A 21942-nucleotide genomic window follows, 5' to 3' on the forward strand; every position below is an offset into this window, starting at 1 on the left:
ACAGGGCAGTCCTCCCCGCAAAAGAGGGCTGTCTTTTTTTGCCCTAATGTTGCCGGGGGTGACGAACCTTGGAGGCCTGTCTTCTCCGGAAAAAATAAAAAATATGAGCACCGTCCTACTTACGGCACTCATATTTTATCGAAAGGTTCGGATTAAGCAAGAGATTCCTTCATCACAGGCTCGGTCAGCTTATAGCCGACGTTGCGGATGGTTACAATATATTCCGGATTGCGTGCGTTGTGCTCAATCTTATCGCGCAAGTGGCTGATATGAACATCGACGATGCGCGTATCTCCAAGGAAATGATAATCCCATACGCCGTGAAGAAGCTGTTGACGGCTTAACACTTTGCCTCGATGCTTGCACAAGAACAGCAGCAGGTCGAATTCCTTCGGAGTCAGCTCGATCGCTTCCCCGCGGATCGTCACTTCACGCTGGTCCGGCTGAATCTCGATTTGGCCGATAGTCAGAGGAACATTCTCTGCGCTGGAAGGCAGCGTTTGAATGCGGCGCAAAATAGCTTGAATCCGGGAGATAAGCTCTTGCGGACTGAAAGGCTTGGTCATATAATCGTCGGCTCCGTTGTCGAGGCCGGCGATCTTATCGGACAAGTCCTGCATTGCTGTCAGCATAATAATAGGTACTAGATTGTTTTGGCTGCGCAGCTTTCTGCACACTTGAATTCCGTCCATTTTGGGCAGCATCAGGTCTAGCACGATGACATCAGGGCGAAAATGTTGAATAGCCTGGAAAACCGCTTCGCCGTCATATACGCAATGTACCTCGAAGCCTACCAGCTTCAGGTTAAACTCTATCAGCATCGAAATGGAAGGTTCGTCGTCAACAACAAGAATTTTCTTCTTCATCGCTCGAATCTCCTTTTGTGTTAGCACGTGATATACTTATTATGACAAGGCTCTATCATCCGCATATTAAGAAAAGGTAAAACGAGTGTAAAATTATCGGTGCGGAAAACATTGTAATGTATTGTAAAATTTAAAGAGGTGACCTATCAACATGGCGTTTCATATCGTATTGGTAGAGCCGGAAATTCCGGCCAATACAGGCAACATTTCAAGAACATGCGCAGCGACAGGCACGGTGCTGCACCTCGTGAGGCCGCTTGGCTTCGATACGGACGACAAAACTCTAAAAAGAGCGGGGCTCGATTATTGGCATTCCGTGACCATCGAATATCACGATTCGTTTCAGGAAGTGAAGGACAAATATAAGGACGGCCGTTTCTTTTTTGCAACGACAAAAGCGGAAAAAGTTTACACTGAGTTTACATTCCGGGACGGGGATTTTTTCGTATTCGGCAAAGAGACCAAGGGGCTGGATCCTGAAATATTGGCCGCCCACCCTGGCCAGCTCATGCGCATGCCGATGACGAATACGGTGAGGTCGTTGAACCTTTCGAACTCCGCTGCGGTGATTTTATACGAAGGGTTAAGACAAACCGGCTTTCCGAATCTTTCCTAATTGTTAAATCATAACAAATCGTATGGGTATGGCAGGAATTTTAACACATGTAACGAATAGGTATAAAGACAGGCTGCAGATACGGTAGTTTTTCCCGGCGGCTTGCGTGATACTGTTCTTTTTTGGGTGGAAAGAGAGGTGAATTAATAATGAAGCCAGCAGGTGTAGTAAGAAAAGTCGATCAATTGGGCCGTATCGTGCTTCCGAAATCGCTGCGCAAACGTTATCAGATGAATGAAGGGGACCCTGTTGAAATATTAGTGAGCGGAGATCACATCATTTTGGAAAGATACCGTCCTCGGTGCGTATTTTGCAGCTCGATGGAGCAGGTAAGCGAATTCAAAGAACGTCATATTTGCGCTGAATGCTTGGGCGAGATGAACAGCTTGAAGCAAAAAGCATAGCATAGAGCGTACAGTATAACTTGGTATAAAAAGCAGAAAGCATCACGTGGTTCTCCTGTCGGGAGAGACGTGATGCTTTTTTTTACCACAATAGAAAGGACCTCGATAGAGGTTTCTCATCTTGAGTATTTAGTAAGGCCGAAGAAGAGGCGAGCCCATTCCTACAGACCTTTTGTCTTGTCATCGTTATATGATGCAGTTAACATCGCTACGATAAACAGAAGAAACACTAAATTGATAATCCAAAATGCTGCTGACATTTGCCGCACCCCCTGCCCCTTATTATAACCAATGATTGCCCAAAAAAATGTTACTGAATTGTGAACATTTATTTAAAAAACAAGAAATGCGTCGGCAAAGGCCGCAATCTTCCGTCCGAAGGACGATTAATGATTTGCCCTTCGTAAATCAGGCTGGAGGAGCCGCCTCCGTCCAAATTATAGGCGTCCTTCACGCCAAGCTGCACAAGCTTCTCCTGCAGCTCGGCCAGCGTCGCTCCGGAATTGCCCCGCTCGTCGTAGCCGTCGGTAACAAGGAACAGCAGCTGATCGTTCTTAAAGTTGCCGACGACGGTACGCGGCGCTCGTGCAGGCGAGGTTTGCCATTGCGGCGGAATCGCCTGTTTCTTGCCGTTTTGCAGCAATACAGGAACGAACGTGGCACCAAACGCCGGCTTGAGCTTGTCCAAGTCCTCCTGCCGCGAAAATCGTCCGCCGATCAGCTTCTGGTCGGTGCTTAAGCCGATGAAGGCCAAATCCTCGAAGGTCGGCTCGAAGCCGTATACGTATTTGCTGTTGTATACGGTCGTGCTCAGCGGGAACCGCTTGCCCGTCTTGTTATCATCGGCAAAACCGCCTGCGTTGATACCGGCGACCGCTCCGTAGCGTCTTGCGGCATCCAGCGTTGTCTCGCTGCCGCCTACCGCGTCTTTGCCGAGCACCATCTTCATCGCTTTGTCCGACTTCATATTAACCTTAAGCGCGTAGCCTTTATAGTTGGCATCACTGAAATTGTACAGCTTTAAATCGATATTGCCGCTGTTCGTTTGACGGGCAATCTTCCCTCCCAGCTTCGTGCTGATCCGAGAGTCGAAGATCGCATTCGGCTTGGTGGAAGCCGCATCCGCCGTTGCCACCATGGCTGTCATATCGGAGGCGCTTTGCTCGTACAGCTGGAAAAAGCGCTCGATCGTCGATTTCGTCTGTGCCGCGTCCACTTTGGCTTTGTCGAGCTGCTGCTCGGACTTTTGCAGCTCCGCCTGGATGGAAAATTCCGTTTTGGCGAGCCGTTTCACTTCCGGCAGCTGAACAGTTGGGGGAGAAAGCAGTAAATAGATCATGAGTCCGATAAATGGCGCACAGGCAAGAAGCAAAGTACGGTTGATAAGTTGTATACGATTTGTCATGTCGATATCTTCCTTATAAAGCTGTTATTGCAGTACATCCAGGTTTTTCTTCAGCTCGTCCAGCTTCTTCTTCACTTCGTTAAGCTGGGTGTACAGCTGGTTGCTGTTGTCGGTTTTGCTGTTCGCACTATCCTTAGTAAAAGCGAGCAGCTCGTTCAGAGAATCGATCTTTCCTTGCATTTTGGATAAATCGGCACTTACGCTTTCCTTGAGCTGCCCAATCTGCTTCTGATAATCCTCCTGCACGGCCTGCAGCTGCACCTCGGTCTGCTGAGCGATTTCAGCAGCGATTTGCTGGCGCAAGTAATCCGTGTACATTTTGGCGCCAAGCACTCCCATAGCTATAAGCAAGGTCCAGCCCATAAACAAGAAGAGATAGATTCGCTTTCTTCCTCTCATAGGCTTGGCGTTTCGCACCAAGGGCTGCTCGTAAACGGCAGGTTCAATGGGCGTGTTCATGGTTGATTCACCTTCCTGTATTTGTTCGGTGAGAGGCCAACCATCTTTTTAAACACTTTGCTGAAATATTTCTCATCGTCATACCCGACCATGCCGGCGACCTGAGCGATCCGCAGATTCGGATTCAACAGCAGCAGCTTCGCCTTCTCCACACGAATATCGCTTAAATAATCGGATAAGTTGACTTTAAACTCTTGTTTAAACTTACGGGAAATATATTCACGGCTTAAATAGAAATGATTGGCAATCTCTTGAAGCGTAATATCCTGATGATAATGGTTTTGAATATACTTTGCAATCTCATAAATGACATTGTTATCCTGGTGCTGATGCTTCAGCAAATGCTTGGATAGCTCCGTCAAGCCCTCTGTTAGCTCCTTTTGCCATTGGTTAATGGATAAGGAACCGCCATCGTCCGAAGGGATGGCCAGCGGGGAAGAGGCGTTCAAGAGCGATTTCAGCTCCGGCTGCCGATCCCCGAACCAGTCGACGAGCCAGCGGTTGCGGACGACATGGTATTCGTTCCACCACAGCTCGAGCTGCTCCGGCGTGATGATCTCCAAGGTACGAACCGCATTGATCCAGCCTTCGGCCGCTTTGGCTATTTGCTCCGGGCTGCCGCTTTGGACAGCGAGTCGGATTTGTTCTGCATAATCGGAAAAAGAGAGCATTGGCTGTACAGCGGGAGGCGTGTTGGCCGTCTGATATATCTGCTTGTCTTTGGCGAGCAGGTTTCGGCGCCTTAGCGCCGACTTCGCTTCCTTGTAAGCGGCGGGAAGGCCGGCAGGAAACGGCCTGGTATCGCTCAGCCCGATGTCGAAGCTGGCGCGGAGCGCCGCCGCCAATCCGCGCTGAATCTCCCGCAGAACGGTAAGGGGCTCCGAAGCACCGTATAGCAAGATGAGGATTTCACCCTCGGTGTTCATATAACGGAAAGCGACGCCGCTGCGGGTCCCGCGCAATATCTCATTACATATGTTCGTTATGGAGAAGAACAATAGGTCCGAATTGGCTTCGAACTTTTGCTTCAGCTCCTTGTTCATCGTATCCATGCTGATGACGGCCAGCCGGCATTGGTTCATGCTGCGGTCCATGCCGAATTCCTGGGCTAACGCCAGGGCGGATTGCTCGTAGGCTGACGGCTCGGTCACCAGATTGGATAAAATCTTCTCCCAATACACCGGACGAATTTGATTCATCTCAATATTGCTCTGCAATTGGCGATTCCGCTCGTTTTCCTCGCGATGCCACGCTTCTATGGCCTTTTCGACCGCATCGTGAAGCTGATCCGCATCGATGGGTTTCAATATGTAGTCAACGCCGCCGTGCTTGACTGTATGACGAAGCAGCTGGAAATCGTCGTGGCCGCTGATGACGATCGTTTTGCCGCAGGCGTAATGCCGATCCAGCCATTCCAACAGCTCCGGACCGCTTTTGACGGGCATCATCATGTCGGTAAAAATAATCTGGGGCCGGTGCTCCGTGATGAGAGCGATCGCTTCTTCTCCGTCCTGCGCCTCCAATATCGTATCTATATGGAAATGCTGCCAATCGACGAGCAGCTTGACGGCCTCGCGGACGTGCTTCTCATCGTCAACTATGATGGCTTTCATGAAGTTTCTCTTCCTTTGTCAGCAATTGTGTATAAAATGATGCGTAATTCCTAATCGCTATGCTCGGAATCCGGCAGGGCGAGCGGGATCGTCAGCGTAATCCGCACACCGGAAGGCTCGGCTGCCTCCAGCTTCATCAACGCTCCGGGATAGTAGAGCTGAAGCCTCGACGATACATTGACGAGCCCGATACTTTCCGTCGGGTCGACAGGCAGCTCCGGGCGCCGTCCAAGCCTCCGCTGAAGCTTGCTCAGCAGCTCCGGCTGGATGCCCTTGCCATTATCCTCGACGACGAGCTCTAGCTCGCCGTTACCGGTAATGGCGGCTGCTATGTACAAGGCGCCTGTTTTTTCGCTCGGATCGAAGCCGTGCTTGAAGTAATTTTCCACGAGCGGCTGCAGGATCATTTTGGGCACGTGGATATTCAACGTGTCCGGCGACACCTTGTAAGACACAGTCAGCTCGTTCTCGAACCGCTGCATTTGCAGCTCCAAATAAGATTTCACATGGTCGATCTCCTGCTTGAGCGGAACCTGCGTTTCGTTCGTATTCATGCTGTAGCGCATCATCTTGGCCAGCGATGAAAGCAGCGAATACACCTTGGGGGCCTGATGCTGAAGGGCCAGCGTTCCGATGGATTGAAGGCTGTTGTACAGAAAATGCGGATTGATCTGCGCCTGCAGCGCCTTCAGCTGGTTCGTCTTATTCGCGATATCCAGCTTATATTCGCTCATGATCAATTCGTTTATCGTCTGCATCATAATCCGGAAGCGGCGGGCCAAAATCCCGATTTCATCATTGCTGGATACTTGGATATCCACATGCATATTCCCGGTCTGAATTTTGTTAATGTAGCCGATCAAATTTTTGATCGGGGCCGTAAACCGGAACGAAATAAACAAAGTCGCGGTTATTACGATAACCAGGAACAAACTGGAAATAATTGTATTGATCATGGTCAACTCTCGGGCGTTCTTGTACAGGCTCTCATACGGAATCCGTTTGACCAAGGTCCAATCCATGTAAGGCGTTTCCATCCGCTCATACATATGCATGCCGGCAAACGATTTGCTTTTCCACTCGAAGCTGCCTTTTCCGTCCGGAAGCTCCCTTAGATAATTCACCCAATCTTCATTCAATACTTTACCCCAAAGCGAAGGATCGGAGCCGTAGACGACCGTTCCTTCCTTATCCAGAATATAAAGCTCCTCTTCACCCAATGTGTACAGCTGCTTGCTGATCGAAGCAATGACATCGATGCTGAAATCAATGGACAGGATGCCGAGCTCCTGCTGGGTCAGAGCGTTGCGGATGGACCGGTGAAGGGTGATCACGGTGGAGGGAGGCACGTAAAACAAGCTGCCCATCTTATAATCGTGGCTTAGATGCGTCGGCTCCAGCCGCACCACAGACGAGCCCATATCGGGATGATATTTATCCGAAGATCCTTCGTTACGGCCCGGGTTCCCCTGGGAAATAAGGAAGGAGCGGTTGCTGCTCGCAATATACAGGTACGTTTGCTTAATTTCCTTAATCGAATTGGCTATCGTCAGCATACCGCGGAAGATTTCGCTTGTGCTCAAATAGTCGGTATCCCCATCCTCGATAATCGAATAAAGCACCGCATCGTTATAGACGGACAGCGAATTCTGCTCAATTACCCGCAAATAATTGATAATGTTCGCCTTTCCCTGAAAGATGAGATTCGAGTTGTTCTTCACCGCTTCGTTAGTTATCGACTGCTTCGTAAAAAAGTAAGAAATCACAATTGAAGTACCGATCGGGATAATCGTAGCGACAAGGAGGAAGACGATTAATTTGTTGCGGATGCTGTTGCGGATCATGGACGTCCCCCTTATTTTGTCTCGGTTAATCTCCGATCAGGTTGGGTATATCATTATTGTAGCAAGGCACATCAATAAATTCCACCTGATGGGTCACGATAGTCGGTGTTGCCGATTGAAGGAAGTTTTTATACTGGGGGTATACTATCAAGAGGGGGAAAGATGCTTATGAAAGCAAAGCGTCGCTTGTCGGATTGGATGCTTCAGACGGTTTTTGTCGGTCCGGCGATCGTCTTTTTCTCCATTATCGTTATCGTACCGTTTCTGATGAGCATTTACTATTCGTTTACAGAATGGAACGGGGTTACCTCGACGGTCAAATGGATCGGATTCGATAACTTCAAACACATTATAATGGATGATGAAGACTTTCATAAATCGTTCTGGTTTACCGCCAGATTTACGGTAGCTCAGGTGATATTCGCCAATTTGCTCGGTTTTTCACTGGCATTGCTGCTGACACAGGCCTTGAAAACACGGAACGTGCTCCGCACGGTGTTTTTCCTGCCGAACGTTATCGGCGGCTTGCTGCTCGGCTTCATTTGGGAGTTTATTTTCGTCAAAGGCTTTGCAACGATCGGTGAATTGACGGGGATCGGCTTCTTCCAGCTTCCGTGGCTCGGGGACGCTCCGACCGCCTTCTGGGGACTTATCATTGTCAGCGTATGGCAGACGGCCGGTTATTTGATGGTCATCTACATCGCGGCATTGGCCAACGTGCCCAAAGATATTGTCGAGGCCGCCTACATAGACGGCGCGAGCAAATGGCAAACGCTACGCAGCATTACGTTTCCGCTTATTATGCCGGCTGTAACGGTTTGTTTGTTCCTGACGATTTCGTGGGCGTTCAAAATGTACGATCTTAACGTATCATTGACCAAAGGCGGACCGTTCAACTCGACTCAATCCGTCGCTCTGAACATTTATGAGGAAGCGTTCCGCAACAACCGGTACGGCCTCGGAACCGCCAAATCGTTCATTTTCTTCATTGTCGTTGCCATCATTACGATGATTCAAGTGGGGATCACCAAGAAGAAGGAGGTTGAAGTGTAATGGAAACGAAGCACACTTACAATCTTCGGCTGCTTTCTCTGGAAGTGTTAGGTATCGTGCTCGGATTGCTCTTTCTGGTGCCGTTTTACTTCGTTATCGTCAACTCGATGAAAACGTTCGGCGAGCTGCTGATCAACTCGGCCAACCTGCCGCAATCGCTCAATTTTGCTAACTATGCCAGAGTATGGGATATCATGAAGTTTCCGAAAGTGTTCTGGAACTCGCTATTGATCACGGTATTCAGCAACATCGGGCTAGTCGTGATCAGTTCTATGGCGGCTTACCGCCTTGTACGTGTACCCAACAAGTTCAACAATCTTGTGTTTCTGGCTTTTGTCGCTGCGATGGTTATTCCGTTCCAGTCGATTATGATTCCGCTTGTACGCGTAGCCAGCGAGGTTGGTTTGATGGACAGCATCCCGGGCTTGATCATTTGTTATTTCGGCTTCGGTGTATCGTTGAACGTATTTTTGTACCACGGCTTTATTAAATCGATCCCTCTTGAAATTGAGGAATCGGCTACAGTCGACGGCTGCTCGCCGTTCGGCGTCTTCTGGAAAATCGTTTTTCCGCTGCTTAAGCCTATGACCGTTACGATCGTTATCCTAAACAGCTTGTGGATATGGAACGACTTCCTCTTGCCGATGCTCGTTCTGAACAGCCCTGATTTGAGGACGATTCCACTAGCGACTTACTCTTTCTTCGGGCAGTATACGAAGCAGTGGGATTTGGCCTTGGCCGCACTGGTGCTCGGCGTCATTCCAATTGTCATCTTCTTCCTGGCGATGCAAAAACATATTATCGAGGGGATTACGGCAGGTTCCGTCAAAGGGTGATCCATGGTACATCCCGCAAGGGTGTAAATGCTTACATGCATCAACAGGTTACACCTTTTCGATCAATATAGTCCGTGTTCTGCGGGCAAACTATTTTTTACAATGATCATGTAAACAAAGAAGATGAAGGGGAGGCTTTCACATGAAGAAAAAAATCGGAATTATCGGTATGACCACCGTCATGCTGGCATCCCTCTTGGTTGGCTGCGCAAAAAGCGAACCGACTCCAGGGGCAGGAGGCACTACCGGAGGGAATGCAGGGAATAAGCAGGTAACGTTGAAAATGTTCCAATTTAAAGTGGAAATTGCCGAACCGCTGGCAAAATTGGCGGCGGAATACGAAAAAGCAAATCCGGGCGTTAAAATTCAAATCGATACAGTAGGCGGCGGCTCCGACTATGGCGCTGCATTGATGGCGAAGTTCAACTCGGGCGACAAGCCGGACATCTTCAACAACGGCGGCTTCTCCGATCTGGATAAATGGATCGAGCATCTGGAGGACTTGTCCGACCAGCCTTGGGTCAAAGATATGGTGACCGTTGCCAAGGAACCTATGACCAAAGACGGCAAGCTGTACGGCCAGCCGTTGAACCTGGAAGGCTACGGCTTCCTGTATAACAAAGACTTGTTCGCTCAAGCTGGAATTACCGAGCTGCCTAAGACACTGTCCCAGCTCGAAGCAGCCGCTCAAAAGCTGCAAGCTAAAGGCGTAACGCCGTTCGTGAACGGTTATGGCGAGTGGTGGGTGCTCGGCAACCACTTCGTGAACCTTCCGTTTGCTTACCAGCCGGATCCGAACGCATTTATCGACAGCTTGAATAAAGGAACAGGAAAAATTCAAGGCAATGCAACGTTCGATAACTGGGTGAAGCTGTTCGATCTGCAATTGAAATACGGCAACAAAAACCCGCTGCAAACCGACTACAAAACGCAAGTGACCGAGTTCGCTACGGGCAAAGCGGCTATGACGCAGCAGGGCAACTGGACACAGCTGCAAATTACGCAAACGAACCCTAACATTAAAGTAGGCTTCCTGCCGATGCCGATCAGCGAAGATGCGGCTGCCAACGACAAGCTGCCTGTAGGCGTGCCTAACAACTGGGTAATCAACAAAAACTCGCCGAATAAAGAAGAAGCGAAGAAGTTCCTTAACTGGATGGTTACTTCCGATATCGGTAAGAAATATATTACGGAAGAATTCAAGTTCATCCCTGCCTTTACGAACATCCCTGCCGATGAGAAAATTTTGGGACCGTTGGCGGCAGACATTATGAAGTACAGCAAAGACAACAAAACGCTCAGCTGGAACTGGTTCAAATTCCCTGGCGGAGAAGCTAGCAGCAAGAAGTTCGCCGCTACGATGCAGGCTTATGTTGCGAAGCAAAAAACGAAGGATCAAATGCTTGACGAGTTCCAAAAAACTTGGGAAAGCTTGAAGAAATAAGCTTGAAGTTCACTAATGCCCTCGGCGGTAAGCCGGGGGTTTTTGTTTTTTTATACCTTGTTTGTGAGGCTGGAGGAAACAGTTACAAAATGCGGCAATGAGGGATGATTAAAGTTCTTTGAAGTAGAAGACAGCACAACCGTGGAAACGAAGAGGAGATGGGCAGGGGGTGGAAAAGCGGCAGCGGCCGCCTTTGAAATCGCAGGTATACCTATAACATTATTAATTAATTCAAAAATCCTGCGATTTCAACAGCGGTTGGAACCCTCTGCCCATCCCTCCCGCGCACATACGATGGGGTTTGTACCAGCTTTTATTTATGTCTAAGAGTTACTATTTTACACCGAAGAGAGCATAAGGAAGCAATGGAGACGAAAAGCCATTCAAAGCAGGAATAGGGAATGTTAAATGAGGTAAATCCGTCCACAACCCTCTACATAGCTTAAAGCAGCCGGATTAAGCATTTAACATGGAGGGGAAGCGCTGTTACAATGGTTATGATTGCAGATAGGGAGACGCTGACGGGGGATGGGTCATGATAACTAAGCTTTATTCGGGTGGCAGGCAGTGGGTTCAAGCAAGAAGACGTTATTTACCTGAGGATAAGCGGTTATCTAGGGATGCGGTAGTGTCGTTGTTTATTCATTTTTGTTTCCAGTTCGGGGCTTCCATGTCGGGTATTTTCCTTACCCTCTATTTATGGCGTCTCACGGAAAGCCTGTGGATCAACGGGATGTACTATATTTTCAACTATGCGATCGCTCCGCTCGCGTTTGCACTCGGAGGGCTGATCATCAAGCGGAAAGACCGGATGGTTACGTACCGGATCGGGATCGCACTGATCGCCATATTTTATCTGCTGGTTGTATTTGCCCAGGAAAAAGTCGTCGACTACTATATTCTGTTCGGGATCTTCGCCGGTTCGGCCTCGTCATTTTATTGGGCGGGTTATTTGACTTTAATGTACGATGTGTCGACGGAGCAAAACAGGATACGCTATTTGGCGATCAATATGATCGTCTTCACGCTGGCGGGACTGATAGGGCCGGCGCTGGCCGGAATCATCATCCGATATAATGAAGGCTTGCAGGGCTATACGATCGTATTTTCCATCGCCTTCTTCATGTTTTTGATCGCGACGTTAGGGAGCTTCAAGATCAAGACAGCCGTGTCCCATCATAAGGCTTACTACTTGAAATTCGTCGGGCTGCTGATGAACAAGAATAAGCAATGGTCCAAATCACTGTTCGGATTTCTCGTATTGGGGCTGTTCCAAGGCATTATGCTCTTTTTGCCGAACATTTTGCTCTTTCAAATCGTCGGCAGGGAGGATCTTGTCGGATATTTGGGCGTGCTGTACGCAACCCTAAGCATTATAACGGGCTTCGTTCTGACGAAGTACGGCAGGGAAGACCGGACGAAGCTGTTCCTTATTGTTTCCACACTCGGCTTTATTATCGGTACCTTATTCATTATTTGGCAGTTATCGTTAATCTCCGTCGTTTTATTCATGGTGCTGTACTCCATCTGCGCACCGCTGCAAGGCAACACGATTACTTCGGTTTATTTCCGTATTATCGGGGCTCTTCCCTTAAAAGGGCAGCTTCGGGTGGAATCGGTCGTCATGCGGGAAACGTTCGTGAATGTAGGGCGCGTCATTTCGATATTTACGCTAATTTTGCTGACCAAATATGGCGGCAACGGCTTGCTGCCATGGGTGCTGTTCGGAGCATCGATCTCGCAGGCGGGACTGGTGTGGCTGCTGCAACGATCACCGGATATCGCTACTGAGAAACAAAATCAATAAATTATAAAAGGAAGGGATGCCGGCAGGCAATGCCCTTCCTATTTTTGTTCGTAAGTAGGGCCTGGGCGTCCCGTGAAGAAAAGCGCATCGCACTCAGGCGGAATGGTTACCCTAAGGGCATTACGTATTTTGAAAGGACGGTTGTGCCGGATGGCGATCGATACGGGGACCAAGTACGACTGTATTGTCATCGGAGGGGGAATTGCAGGGCTGCAGGGAGCTATTCAGCTCGGCAGATACAAGCATCGGACACTGATAATCGATAAAGGAGTCGGCCGTTCTACGCTGTGCAGAAGCTACCACAATGTGTTGGGTTGGCCGGATGGCGTATCGGGCACGGAATTGCGCAGGCTGGGAAGACAGCATGCGGAGCAGCTGGGCGTGCAGTTCATGGAGGACGAGGTCATTAGGCTGCTTCGATCGGAGGATGGCTTTGTTGCGGAGACGAAATCCGGCGGCGACAAGCTGGCAACCGCAACGATCCTGCTGGCTACCGGTATTATGGACCGCTATCCGAACCTTCCGGGGCTTGAGCGCTGCTTTGGCTTAACGGTATACGTTTGCCCGGATTGCGACGGCTACGAAGTCAGCGGCAAACAAACCATCGTCATGGGGGCGGGAAACGTAGGCGCTTCGATGGCGTTAACGCTCCGCTATTGGACGGAACAATTGACCTATATCAACCATGAGCCAGGCATATCCCGCATAAGCACCGATGTTCGAGAGCAGCTGGCCGATCAAGATATCATGCTTATTGAGCAGCCGATAACGGAAGTTCTAGCTTCGGAAGCGGGCGAATTTCAAGGCGCGCGGCTTCAAGACGGGCAAATGGTGAAGGGGGAACGAGGGTTTATTGCTTTCGGAGGAAATGAGGTGCAATCCGGTCTGGCGGCTCAGCTCGGGCTGGAGCGTCTGGAGAATCGGCACATCGTCACAGACCCCCGATCCAAAATGACCAATGTACCGGGGGTTTGGGCGGCAGGAGATGTAGGAGTGCATGCGGAGCAAGTGACGATTGCAATGGGTGAAGGCTCCCAGGCAGCCATTTGGATTCATAAGGAGCTGTTGAAGCGCGGGAGCAAGACGCTGCACAGCTGCGGAACGACTTAAGGAATGAGAATGAGATATAAGGCGATCGTCCGCCACTTTTTCTTGGCAGGATGCACCATCGGAAGCGGCTGGACTACCATTTTTCTAATCTGTATATCCATTGATCGATATGCTCCTCTCCATTGACGAACACACGCTTAAGCTTGAGCTTATCCTGCTCGTGGGTCGTAAACCCCTGCTCGATGGTGAAGGCGTAGCGGAACCCGTGCTTTTTTAACAGATTGAGTGTCGTTTGATTGAATTGACCGTATGGATAACAGAATACATCGGCGGTCGTACCGAGCTGCTCTTCGATTTGCCGTCTTGCTTCCGTCAACTGATACTCCTGATCGGCTTGCTTAAGCCGGTTCAAGTAAGGATGGTTTATGCCGTGAGGCTGGATATCCCAGCCGGCCTGATGCATTTCCTTGACCTGATCCCAGTTCAGGAACCATCCGTCGTCTACCATGCCAGGTGACATAAAAAGGGTGGCGTGAAAGCCAAGCTTTTTCAATACCGGCATTGCGTGCACGTAATTGTCGGCATAACCGTCGTCGAAAGTCAGCAGAACGGGCTTCGCAGGAGCGCGCTTCCTGCCTTCGAGAATGCCGATAAACTGTTCAAGCGTTAACGTCGTGTAGCCGTTGGCGTGCAAATAATTCATTTGAGCTTCGAATTTCTCGGGTGTGATGGTGGCGCGGTTGCCGGGGTCAACGGTGATGCTGTGATAATTGAGCACGGGGATGCGGGGCGGAGGCCCGTCAGGCTTGTCTTCCAGGTTATCTTCGACAACGGCTGCAGGAGCCTCCTGCTGCTGGAATACGGGCTCGGCTGTCTGGGCGGAAGCGGAAGTAAGCAGCATCGACCAGACGACGCAAATGACACCGAGCATGAAGGCAAGCAGGGTGAAGCCAACACGATACGTTTCGGTGCTGACGAAATGAGACCGCATACATAATGGAACCGGCTGACTCATAGACACAGACTCCTTTACTAAGAAATCTAGTACTCTATTTATATCCTGAGCTAGACCGCAATATGACTGTAAGCCGGAAAAAGAGGGACGGCCCGCCGGAGAGCTCCAGCGGAAAAACGCGTCAGACCGTATCGGGCGGGACGGCGGCGGAAACGGGAACAGGGAGCCGCTCGATGACATGAGCGTACGTTCGCAGCGCTTCTTCGCCTTGCGGGGTCAATCGGTAAATGCCTCGTTCTACCCGCTGAAACCAGCGGTAATAATTTTTTTGCAGCAGCCCTGCGGCATTGGGGATACCTGTCTGATCCCGCAGCTTGCGCGGACTCATAGGACCGTTTTGCAGAAGCAGCTGCGCCATGAAAAGGGCTTTTTCACGGTAGGAGGTGACCAGCTTGCGTTTGGTGCTGCCGCCTACATTGTAATCGGCGCGCCGTTCCTTGAACTCGCGGACGAACCGTTCCGTTGCCCGTTTATTATGGCGGGGCAGGACGGTGGGAAGCGGCGGAGGAGACAGCGGGTCTTCCTGAGCAGCTGCAGCGGCGGCTTCAGGGTCAGCCGGTTCATGAGCCGGAAGCAGGGCGGCGACAACAGCATCGGCCGTTAGTCCCGAAGGGGAAGCGGAAGCGGTAGTGGCCGGAGGATGGCATTCTACCAAGACCTTCGGTTTCCTCGTTTTATAAAATTGCACGGTGATCATGCCGACACCGAGCATTTGGCAAAGCTTGCGCAGCTCGGGCCAGGTGGCTCCGTGCGGGGCGCGGCCTTTGTTCGGAAGCTCGAAGGCCACATAAACGTAGCGGGTTAGCCGCAATCGGTTGATTCCTTGCAGCAGCAAGGGGATGGAGAAGTTTTTCTTCAGCTCTACAATGACCGGAGGCTCCTCATCGCGGATGGCAACCAGGTCGCAGTGGTGCACTTCGCCCCGAACGAGGTAGCCTAGCTGCTCGAAGTAGCTTTTGACCGGCGCATACAGCTCCGTTTCGGTTTTGATCGCCACAGTCGTTTGGACTCCTTTTATAAAAATCAGTTGATGAAGGTTTGTTTTTATTCAAATTCACTGTAATTATAGCATAATTTTGCTAGTATTATAGGTATAGATAAATGGAGGGGACCTACGATGATTGCTGATGCCGGACGGATAGAACCGTGGCTTGGAAAAAGATTTCAATGCTCTTGCGGGAGGGAGCACGAAGCTCCGATCCGCAAGGTGACGATAGAGCGCGGCGCCTTGACCGCGCTCCCTAAGTATGCCGAGGAGCGCGGGTACCGCGAGCTCCTGCTGGTAGCCGACCGGCGCACGCTGGATGCGGCAGGGAGGGAGCTCTTGCAGCTGTGCGAAGCCGCTCAGCTGCAAGCGCGATTGTGCGTGCTCGAGGACGACGAGCACGGGGAGCTTGCCGCCGACGAGCGCGTCATTGTGCAGCTGATGCTGCACGTGACGCCGTCGGCGCAGGCGATCGTGGCCGTCGGCTCGGGCACGATCCACGACGTCGTCCGGTTCGTCGCGCACCGGACGAACCGGACGTTTTGGTCCGTACCGACGGCCCCGTCGGTGGACGGCTTCGCCTCGGTAGGCGCGCCGCTGATCGTCGGCGGCTTCAAGCAGACGGTTCCGGCCTGCGCGCCGGAAGCGATCTTCGCCGACTTGGCGCTGCTGGCCAAGTCGCCGCAAGCCATGATCGCCGCAGGCTTCGGCGACATGCTGGGCAAGTACACGTCGCTCGCCGACTGGCAGCTCGGACGGATCCTGTTCGGCGAGCCGTACTGCGAGCTCGCCGCCGAGATGACCCGGCAAGGTCTCGCGCTGTGCGTCGACCATGCCGAAGACATCGCCGCCGGCACGGAGCTGGGCGTACGCAAGCTGATGGAGGGCCTGACACTGTCGGGCATCTCCATGCTGCTTGTCGGCAACTCGCGGCCGGCCTCCGGCGGAGAGCATCATCTCTCCCACTATTGGGAGATGCGGTTCATTCAAGAGCGGCGCCGGGCGCTGCTGCACGGCGCCAAGGTCGGTGTAGCGGCCGTGAAGATGGCCGCGCTGTACGAATCCGCCGCCGCGCTGTCGCAGGAAGCGGCGGCAGAAGCGATCGCCGCGCGGCAGGCTCGCGGCGATGTGCCGACTCTTGAGCGGATGCGCGCTCAAATCGCGGAGGGCTACGGCAGCATAGCGGAGCAGGTGCTGGCCGAGAATGGCCTCGGGGCGGCGTCGGAGTCCGCCCTGGACGACGAGCTCCCGCGCCGCATCGTGGAGCGCTGGGACGACATCCGCTCCGTCTGCCGGAGCGTGCCGTCCCCGCAAGAGCTCGCGGCTGCGCTACGGCGGGCCGGAGGACCGGCCGCCGTCGAGGAGCTCGGCGTAGAAGAGAAGCTATTGCGCGATAGCTTGCAATATGCGATGTATGTGCGTAACCGGTATACGATCATCCGGCTTGCGCAATGGCTATAACCGCGACCCGGCGGCGCGTCTGCCTTGCCTCGCCTTCAAAGCAGTAACGCGGATTTTTCGTCTTACAATCCGCGGATTCGCAAATCCGCCCCGCTGTAAGGCGGTTATTCCGCGTTACAGCAGGAGTAATCGGCCCGCATTCTTTGCTTTCAGAGCAGTAACGCGGATTTTCCGCCTTACAATCTGCGGATTCGCAAATCCGCCTGCTTTAAGGCGGTTTTTCCGCGTTACAGCAGGAGCCATCCGCCCGTATGCTTTGCTTTCAGAGCTGAAAAGCGGATATTCCGCTTTACAACCAGCAACCCCGCAAATCCGCCCCGCTGTAAGGCGTTTTTTCCGCGTTAAAGCAGGAGCCATCGGCTCGCATGCTTTGCTTTCAGAGCAGTAACGCGGATTTTCCGTCTTACAATCCGCGGATTCGCAAATCCGCCCCGCTGTAAGGCGGTTTTTCCGCGTTATAGCAGGAGTATCGGCCCGCATTCTTTGCTTTCAGAGCAGTAACGCGGATTTTCCGCCTTACAATCTGCGGATTCGCAAATCCGCCTGCTGTAAGGCGGTTTTTCCGCGCTACAGCAGGAGTAATCGGCCCGCATTCTTTGCTTTCAGAGCAGTAACGCGGATATTCCGCCTTACAGCCAGCAGCCCCGCAAATCCGCCTGCTGTAAGGCGGTTTTTCCGCGTTACAGCAGGAGCCATCCACCCGTATGCTTTGCTTTCAGAGGATATTCCGCCTTACAACCAGCGCCCCCACAAATCCGCCCGCTGTAAGCCGATATTTCCGCGTTAAAGCAGGAGCCTTCAGCCGCACGCCTTGTCCACAGAGCTGTAACGCGGATATTCCGCCTTACAGCTCAGCAGCCCCACAAATCCGCCCGCTGTAAGCCGATTTTTCCGCGCTACAGCAGGAGCTATCGGCCCGTACGCCTTGCCCTCCGACCTGTTCCGCGAATTTCCCGCCGTACAACCAGAGGCTTCCCATCCGCCCGGCTCGCTCTCCAAGCTGTAACGCACAGATTATCCGCCCTGCGTCTATATGGGTTACAAGTACCATCGGACAACGGCGGCAATCACCGTCCTTGACGACCTCACAAGGGGAGTCAGGTAGGGATTGCCGCCGTTGTTTTTTCAAATCGTCTTAAAATTTCGGTCAACTTATCCCTGTGCCCTGCATAATTATTTAATACACTTCGTTTCTTTGATGTTGTGACCGCAAATGCACCGTACGGAGGAGGTTAACACTCATGGATATATTTAAAAGGATATCTGATTACCGCACAGAAACCGACAGACTTGCTTGGTCCGGAACCTTTGCCGACTATATCGCCTTGGTACGCGAGAACCCGCATCTGGCGATGACGGCGCATGCACGTGTTTACGAAATGATCGCTTCGCAGGGGATCACGAACGATAACGGAAAGCGGAAGTACCACTTCTTCGAAAAGGAAATATTCGGTCTCGATACCGCTATTGAAAAGCTGGTCGAGGAATATTTTCATTCGGCGGCAAGACGCCTCGATGTGCGAAAGCGTATCCTCCTACTGATGGGTCCCGTCAGCGGCGGTAAATCGACGATCGTTACGCTTCTGAAGAAGGGGCTTGAACAGTTTTCGCGTACGGATAGGGGCGCGGTGTACGCCATCAAAGGATGCCCGATGCACGAAGAGCCGCTGCATTTGATACCGCAAGAGCTGCGTGCGGAAGTGGAGGAAGAATTCGGGATCAAAATCGAAGGCAATTTATGCCCATCCTGCCAGATGAGGCTCAAAACGGAATATAGCGGCCGCATCGAGGAAGTGCTGGTGGAGCGGGTGCTGCTCTCCGAGGATAGCCGCACCGGGATTGGTACGTTCAGCCCTTCTGATCCGAAGTCGCAGGATATCGCGGACTTGACGGGAAGCATCGACTTCTCGACGATTACGGAATACGGCTCCGAATCCGATCCGCGCGCTTACCGGTTCGATGGAGAGTTGAACAAAGCAAACCGCGGGTTGATGGAATTCCAGGAAATGCTGAAGTGCGACGAGAAGTTCCTGTGGAATCTGTTGTCGCTGACGCAGGAAGGCAACTTCAAAGCGGGCCGCTTCGCGCTCATATCGGCAGATGAGCTGATCATAGCTCACACGAACGAATCGGAGTACAAATCGTTCATTGCCAACAAGAAGAATGAGGCGCTGCAGTCGCGGATGATTGTTATGCCGATTCCTTACAACCTGAGAGTGTCCGAGGAAGAAAAGATTTATACGAAGCTGATCAGGCAGAGCGACATGTCGCATGTTCATATTGCGCCGCATTCCCTGCGCGCCGCTGCGATCTTCTCCATCCTGTCCCGTCTCAAAGAATCGAAGAAGCAGGGAATGGATCTCGTCAAAAAAATGCGGATGTACGACGGAGAAGAAGTGGAGGGCTTCAAGGAAGCGGATCTTAAGGAAATGCAGAACGAGTATTTGGATGAAGGCATGTCGGGTATTGATCCCCGTTATGTTATCAACCGGATTTCCAGCGCTTTGATCCGCCAGGGACTTGAATTTATCAACGCTCTGGATGTGCTGCGCGCGCTGAAGGACGGATTGGATCAGCATCCTTCGATTACGAAGGAAGAACGTGAGCGCTATTTGAACTTCATCTCCGTTGCGCGCAAGGAATACGACGAATTGGCCAAGAAAGAAGTGCAGAAAGCGTTCGTGTACTCCTTCGAGGAGTCGGCCAGAACGCTCTTTAACAACTACCTGGATAACATTGAAGCTTACTGCAACTGGGGTAAAATCAAAGATCCGCTGACCGGTGAAGAAATGGATCCGGACGAAAGACTGATGCGTTCCATCGAGGAGCAAATCGGTATTTCGGAAAATGCGAAAAAAGCGTTCCGCGAGGAAATTTTGATTCGTATGTCGTCCTACTCCCGCAAAGGTGCCCGTTTCAATTATAGCAGCCACGAGCGTCTGCGTGAAGCGATTGAGAAGAAGCTGTTTGCCGATTTGAAGGATATCGTGAAAATAACGACGTCTACCAAAACGCCGGACGAAACTCAGTTAAAACGGATTAATGAAGTAATCAAAAGGCTGGTCGAGGAGCATGGCTATACTACCGCATCGGCCAATGAGTTGCTGAGGTACGTTGGCAGTCTGCTAAACCGATAAACCCTCAGTAGCTCTGACCACCTTGCGTTGATCCCAAAAAAATAATGGAGTGAATCATGAGGGGCCATCCGTTCGATGGCTCTTATTGTTTTGGCTCTACTATCGTTACCCGTACTTAGTGTTCTCGGATACGACAAACCCCTTCCGTATTCAAATGAATGAAGGAAGGGGTTGTTTATCATGTGTCATAGTTAGCATCGATATCATCGTATGACCGGCATATAAATTTCGACGACGGTTCCTTTGGTCACTTCACTCTGGATCGCCATCCGTCCGCCGTGATTTTCAATGATTTTGAACGTGACCATCAGCCCGAGGCCGGTACCTTTCTCTTTTGTCGTATAAAACGGCTCGCCCAAGCGGGGAATGCGCTCCTCGGGTATTCCACAGCCCTGATCGATAAAGCGGATGAGCAGCTGATTCTCGTCCCAGAGGCCGATTTCAATCCGCAATTGTCCGCCGTCGGGCATCGACTCGATTGCGTTGTTCAATATGTTGATAAATACTTGCTTGATCTGGTTTTCATCGCACAGAATCGCAGGAAGCCCTTCCTCGGCATGGACGACGAGCTCGACGTTATGTATCATCGCCTGCGAGCCGATTAATGCGATCGTATTGTGAAGGATAGCCTCCGCCTGCTTCGGTTGAGAGCGAAGGGATTGCGGCTTGGCGATGACGAGAAATTCGCTTACGATAAAATTAATCCGTTCCAGCTCGTCCATCATGATGTCGAAATACGATTCGAAGCCGGATATTTTCGTCTGCATCAGCTGCACGAACCCTTTGAGCGAAGTAAGCGGATTGCGGATCTCATGAGCGACTCCGGCCGCCATTTGGCCGACAATCGAGAGCTTTTCCGAGCGAAGGAGCATTTCCTCCGCTTTTTTCCGTTCGCTGATATCTTTTCCGATCATATAAACGCCCTTCATTTGACCGTTCACGACGATCGGGACATTCAGCACGCTCAGCTCCACGGGATGACCGTCTTTATGGACGAAGGTAATCTCATAATGGTGGGTTTGTCCCTGCAGCGTATCATCGAACCGTTCCTGCCATCGTTCTACATGCTCGGGCACGATCAGATGGTGAATGGATTTATGGAGCAGCTCTTCCTCCGTATAACCGGTGATCCGGAAGGTAGCGGGGTTAGCGCTCGTGCAGTAGCCGTAGCCATCGAAGGAACAGATGGGATCGGGATTGTTCTGGAACAGGGATTTGTAGCGCTGCTCGCTTTGCTCGAGCTTCTTCTCCGCCTTTTTCTTCTCGTAAATTGCTTGAATCATGGCGTAAGAACGGGCAAAACGGCTGTCTTCCTCCTGGTCGAGGATCGTGTCGAAGATGTCATCCTGAAAGTCATCCGGATCGCTGCTTCTGTCCAGCTTTTTGACTTCGTACAGCATGTTTTTGACATTTGCGACATGATCTTTATGAATCCAGGCAACGGATGCGGTTTTGGAGCCGGCCGCCCCTTCCGGACTTAAATAGACGATGCCTTTTTTGACATCGTATTCGGTGACATGGTTCATGTTGACCACGTTCATTTGATCGATCAGCCGAAACCCGTCCTCGTACATCCATTCTTCGAATGCTTCCAGCGTCGGAGTCCAGTAATATTTATCGTTAATCGTATGAATGACGTATTCTTTATTCCTCAGGCACTCGATTTTAACGACATCATCGGAATGGATGAGGATAATATCCGAGCCCTTTTTTCCGTCTCTGGTTACGGGGATTTTTTGCATGCCCAAGATTCACCTGCCTGCCTACATCATATCATTTTACCATAATAGTTAAAGTGTCGGGGCACTGGGTCTGAGTAGGAGCTATAGTTGTGCGAACAACAGGTTAAGTCATCGGATTCATGCCTGCAACTGAGAATAGCTTAGAATATCCCCTACCGGAAAATTAACACAATGACTCCATTATAGCGCTTGTGGAAATGAGAAG

18 protein-coding genes are annotated in these 21942 nt (G+C 51.3%); 9 read left to right on the forward strand and 9 right to left on the reverse strand.

What is annotated here, in order from left to right:
- Window positions 1-152 precede the first annotated feature (152 nt).
- Entirely contained in the window at window positions 153-866 is a 714-nt protein-coding gene (locus DVH26_RS07075; protein ID WP_239632640.1) for a response regulator transcription factor, read from the reverse strand.
- A 151-nt stretch (window positions 867-1017) separates the two neighbouring features.
- Between DVH26_RS07075 and trmL the strand changes: the two genes are divergently transcribed.
- Window positions 1018-1482, forward strand: a complete 465-nt coding sequence (gene trmL, locus DVH26_RS07080; RefSeq protein WP_239632643.1) for a tRNA (uridine(34)/cytosine(34)/5-carboxymethylaminomethyluridine(34)-2'-O)-methyltransferase TrmL — start codon at window positions 1018-1020, stop codon at window positions 1480-1482.
- A gap of 149 nt (window positions 1483-1631) precedes the next feature.
- Window positions 1632-1886: an AbrB/MazE/SpoVT family DNA-binding domain-containing protein gene (locus tag DVH26_RS07085; RefSeq protein ID WP_239632645.1), complete on the forward strand. Its 255-nt coding sequence runs from the start codon at window positions 1632-1634 to the stop codon at window positions 1884-1886.
- 328 nt (window positions 1887-2214) lie between these two features.
- Here DVH26_RS07085 and DVH26_RS07090 read toward each other — a convergent pair whose 3' ends face one another.
- Genes DVH26_RS07090 through DVH26_RS07105 form a run of 4 tightly spaced genes read right to left on the reverse strand, consistent with a single transcriptional unit; the run spans window position 2215 to window position 7207 of the window.
- Window positions 2215-3291: a phosphodiester glycosidase family protein gene (locus DVH26_RS07090; protein WP_239632647.1), complete on the reverse strand. Its 1077-nt coding sequence runs from the start codon at window positions 3289-3291 to the stop codon at window positions 2215-2217.
- A 24-nt stretch (window positions 3292-3315) separates the two neighbouring features.
- On the reverse strand, window positions 3316-3750 hold the full coding sequence (locus DVH26_RS07095; protein WP_239632650.1) for a hypothetical protein: 435 nt from the start codon (window positions 3748-3750) through the stop codon (window positions 3316-3318).
- Window positions 3747-5363, reverse strand: coding sequence for a response regulator transcription factor (locus DVH26_RS07100; protein ID WP_239632652.1), 1617 nt, complete (start codon window positions 5361-5363; stop codon window positions 3747-3749). Before DVH26_RS07100 ends, DVH26_RS07095 begins: the two co-directional genes overlap by 4 nt.
- Before the next feature lie 50 nt (window positions 5364-5413).
- Window positions 5414-7207, reverse strand: coding sequence for a cache domain-containing sensor histidine kinase (locus DVH26_RS07105; RefSeq protein ID WP_239632654.1), 1794 nt, complete (start codon window positions 7205-7207; stop codon window positions 5414-5416).
- 168 nt (window positions 7208-7375) lie between these two features.
- On the opposite strand from DVH26_RS07105, the gene DVH26_RS07110 reads away from it, so the two are divergent.
- From DVH26_RS07110 to DVH26_RS07130, 5 genes are all read left to right on the forward strand, one after another.
- Complete coding sequence (locus DVH26_RS07110; protein ID WP_239632656.1) at window positions 7376-8260, forward strand: carbohydrate ABC transporter permease; 885 nt, start codon at window positions 7376-7378, stop codon at window positions 8258-8260.
- A complete protein-coding gene (locus tag DVH26_RS07115; RefSeq protein WP_239632658.1) occupies window positions 8260-9096 on the forward strand; it encodes a carbohydrate ABC transporter permease in 837 nt (278 codons plus the stop codon). Before DVH26_RS07110 ends, DVH26_RS07115 begins: the two co-directional genes overlap by 1 nt.
- Window positions 9097-9238: 142 nt before the next feature.
- Window positions 9239-10540 (forward strand): ABC transporter substrate-binding protein, encoded by a 1302-nt coding sequence (locus DVH26_RS07120; RefSeq protein ID WP_239632660.1) that lies wholly within the window; start codon window positions 9239-9241, stop codon window positions 10538-10540.
- 535 nt (window positions 10541-11075) lie between these two features.
- Window positions 11076-12347 carry an MFS transporter gene (locus tag DVH26_RS07125; RefSeq protein ID WP_239632663.1) on the forward strand — a complete coding sequence of 424 codons (1272 nt, stop codon included), beginning with the start codon at window positions 11076-11078 and terminating at the stop codon, window positions 12345-12347.
- Window positions 12348-12497: 150 nt separating this feature from the next.
- Entirely contained in the window at window positions 12498-13457 is a 960-nt protein-coding gene (locus DVH26_RS07130) for an NAD(P)/FAD-dependent oxidoreductase (RefSeq protein WP_239632665.1), read from the forward strand.
- A gap of 73 nt (window positions 13458-13530) precedes the next feature.
- On the opposite strand, the gene DVH26_RS07135 is transcribed toward DVH26_RS07130, so the two are convergent.
- Together DVH26_RS07135 and DVH26_RS07140 are read right to left on the reverse strand one after the other, a co-directional pair.
- Window positions 13531-14412 carry a polysaccharide deacetylase family protein gene (locus DVH26_RS07135; protein WP_239632667.1) on the reverse strand — a complete coding sequence of 294 codons (882 nt, stop codon included), beginning with the start codon at window positions 14410-14412 and terminating at the stop codon, window positions 13531-13533.
- A 121-nt stretch (window positions 14413-14533) separates the two neighbouring features.
- Complete coding sequence (locus DVH26_RS07140) at window positions 14534-15409, reverse strand: DUF2161 family putative PD-(D/E)XK-type phosphodiesterase (protein ID WP_239632670.1); 876 nt, start codon at window positions 15407-15409, stop codon at window positions 14534-14536.
- A 120-nt stretch (window positions 15410-15529) separates the two neighbouring features.
- Between DVH26_RS07140 and DVH26_RS07145 the strand changes: the two genes are divergently transcribed.
- A complete protein-coding gene (locus DVH26_RS07145) occupies window positions 15530-16858 on the forward strand; it encodes a sn-glycerol-1-phosphate dehydrogenase (RefSeq protein WP_239632673.1) in 1329 nt (442 codons plus the stop codon).
- Between the two features lie 798 nt (window positions 16859-17656).
- On the opposite strand, the gene DVH26_RS07150 is transcribed toward DVH26_RS07145, so the two are convergent.
- Entirely contained in the window at window positions 17657-17869 is a 213-nt protein-coding gene (locus DVH26_RS07150) for a hypothetical protein (protein ID WP_239632675.1), read from the reverse strand.
- A 230-nt stretch (window positions 17870-18099) separates the two neighbouring features.
- Here DVH26_RS07150 and DVH26_RS07155 point away from each other — a divergent pair, with 230 nt between their 5' ends.
- Complete coding sequence (locus tag DVH26_RS07155; protein WP_239632678.1) at window positions 18100-19995, forward strand: PrkA family serine protein kinase; 1896 nt, start codon at window positions 18100-18102, stop codon at window positions 19993-19995.
- Between the two features lie 203 nt (window positions 19996-20198).
- On the opposite strand, the gene DVH26_RS07160 is transcribed toward DVH26_RS07155, so the two are convergent.
- Window positions 20199-21737, reverse strand: coding sequence for a PAS domain-containing sensor histidine kinase (locus DVH26_RS07160; RefSeq protein WP_239632680.1), 1539 nt, complete (start codon window positions 21735-21737; stop codon window positions 20199-20201).
- Between the last annotated feature and the right edge of the window lie 205 nt (window positions 21738-21942).

Source organism: Paenibacillus sp. H1-7 (genome assembly GCF_022354825.1).
Classification (GTDB): Bacteria; Bacillota; Bacilli; order Paenibacillales; family NBRC-103111; genus Paenibacillus_S.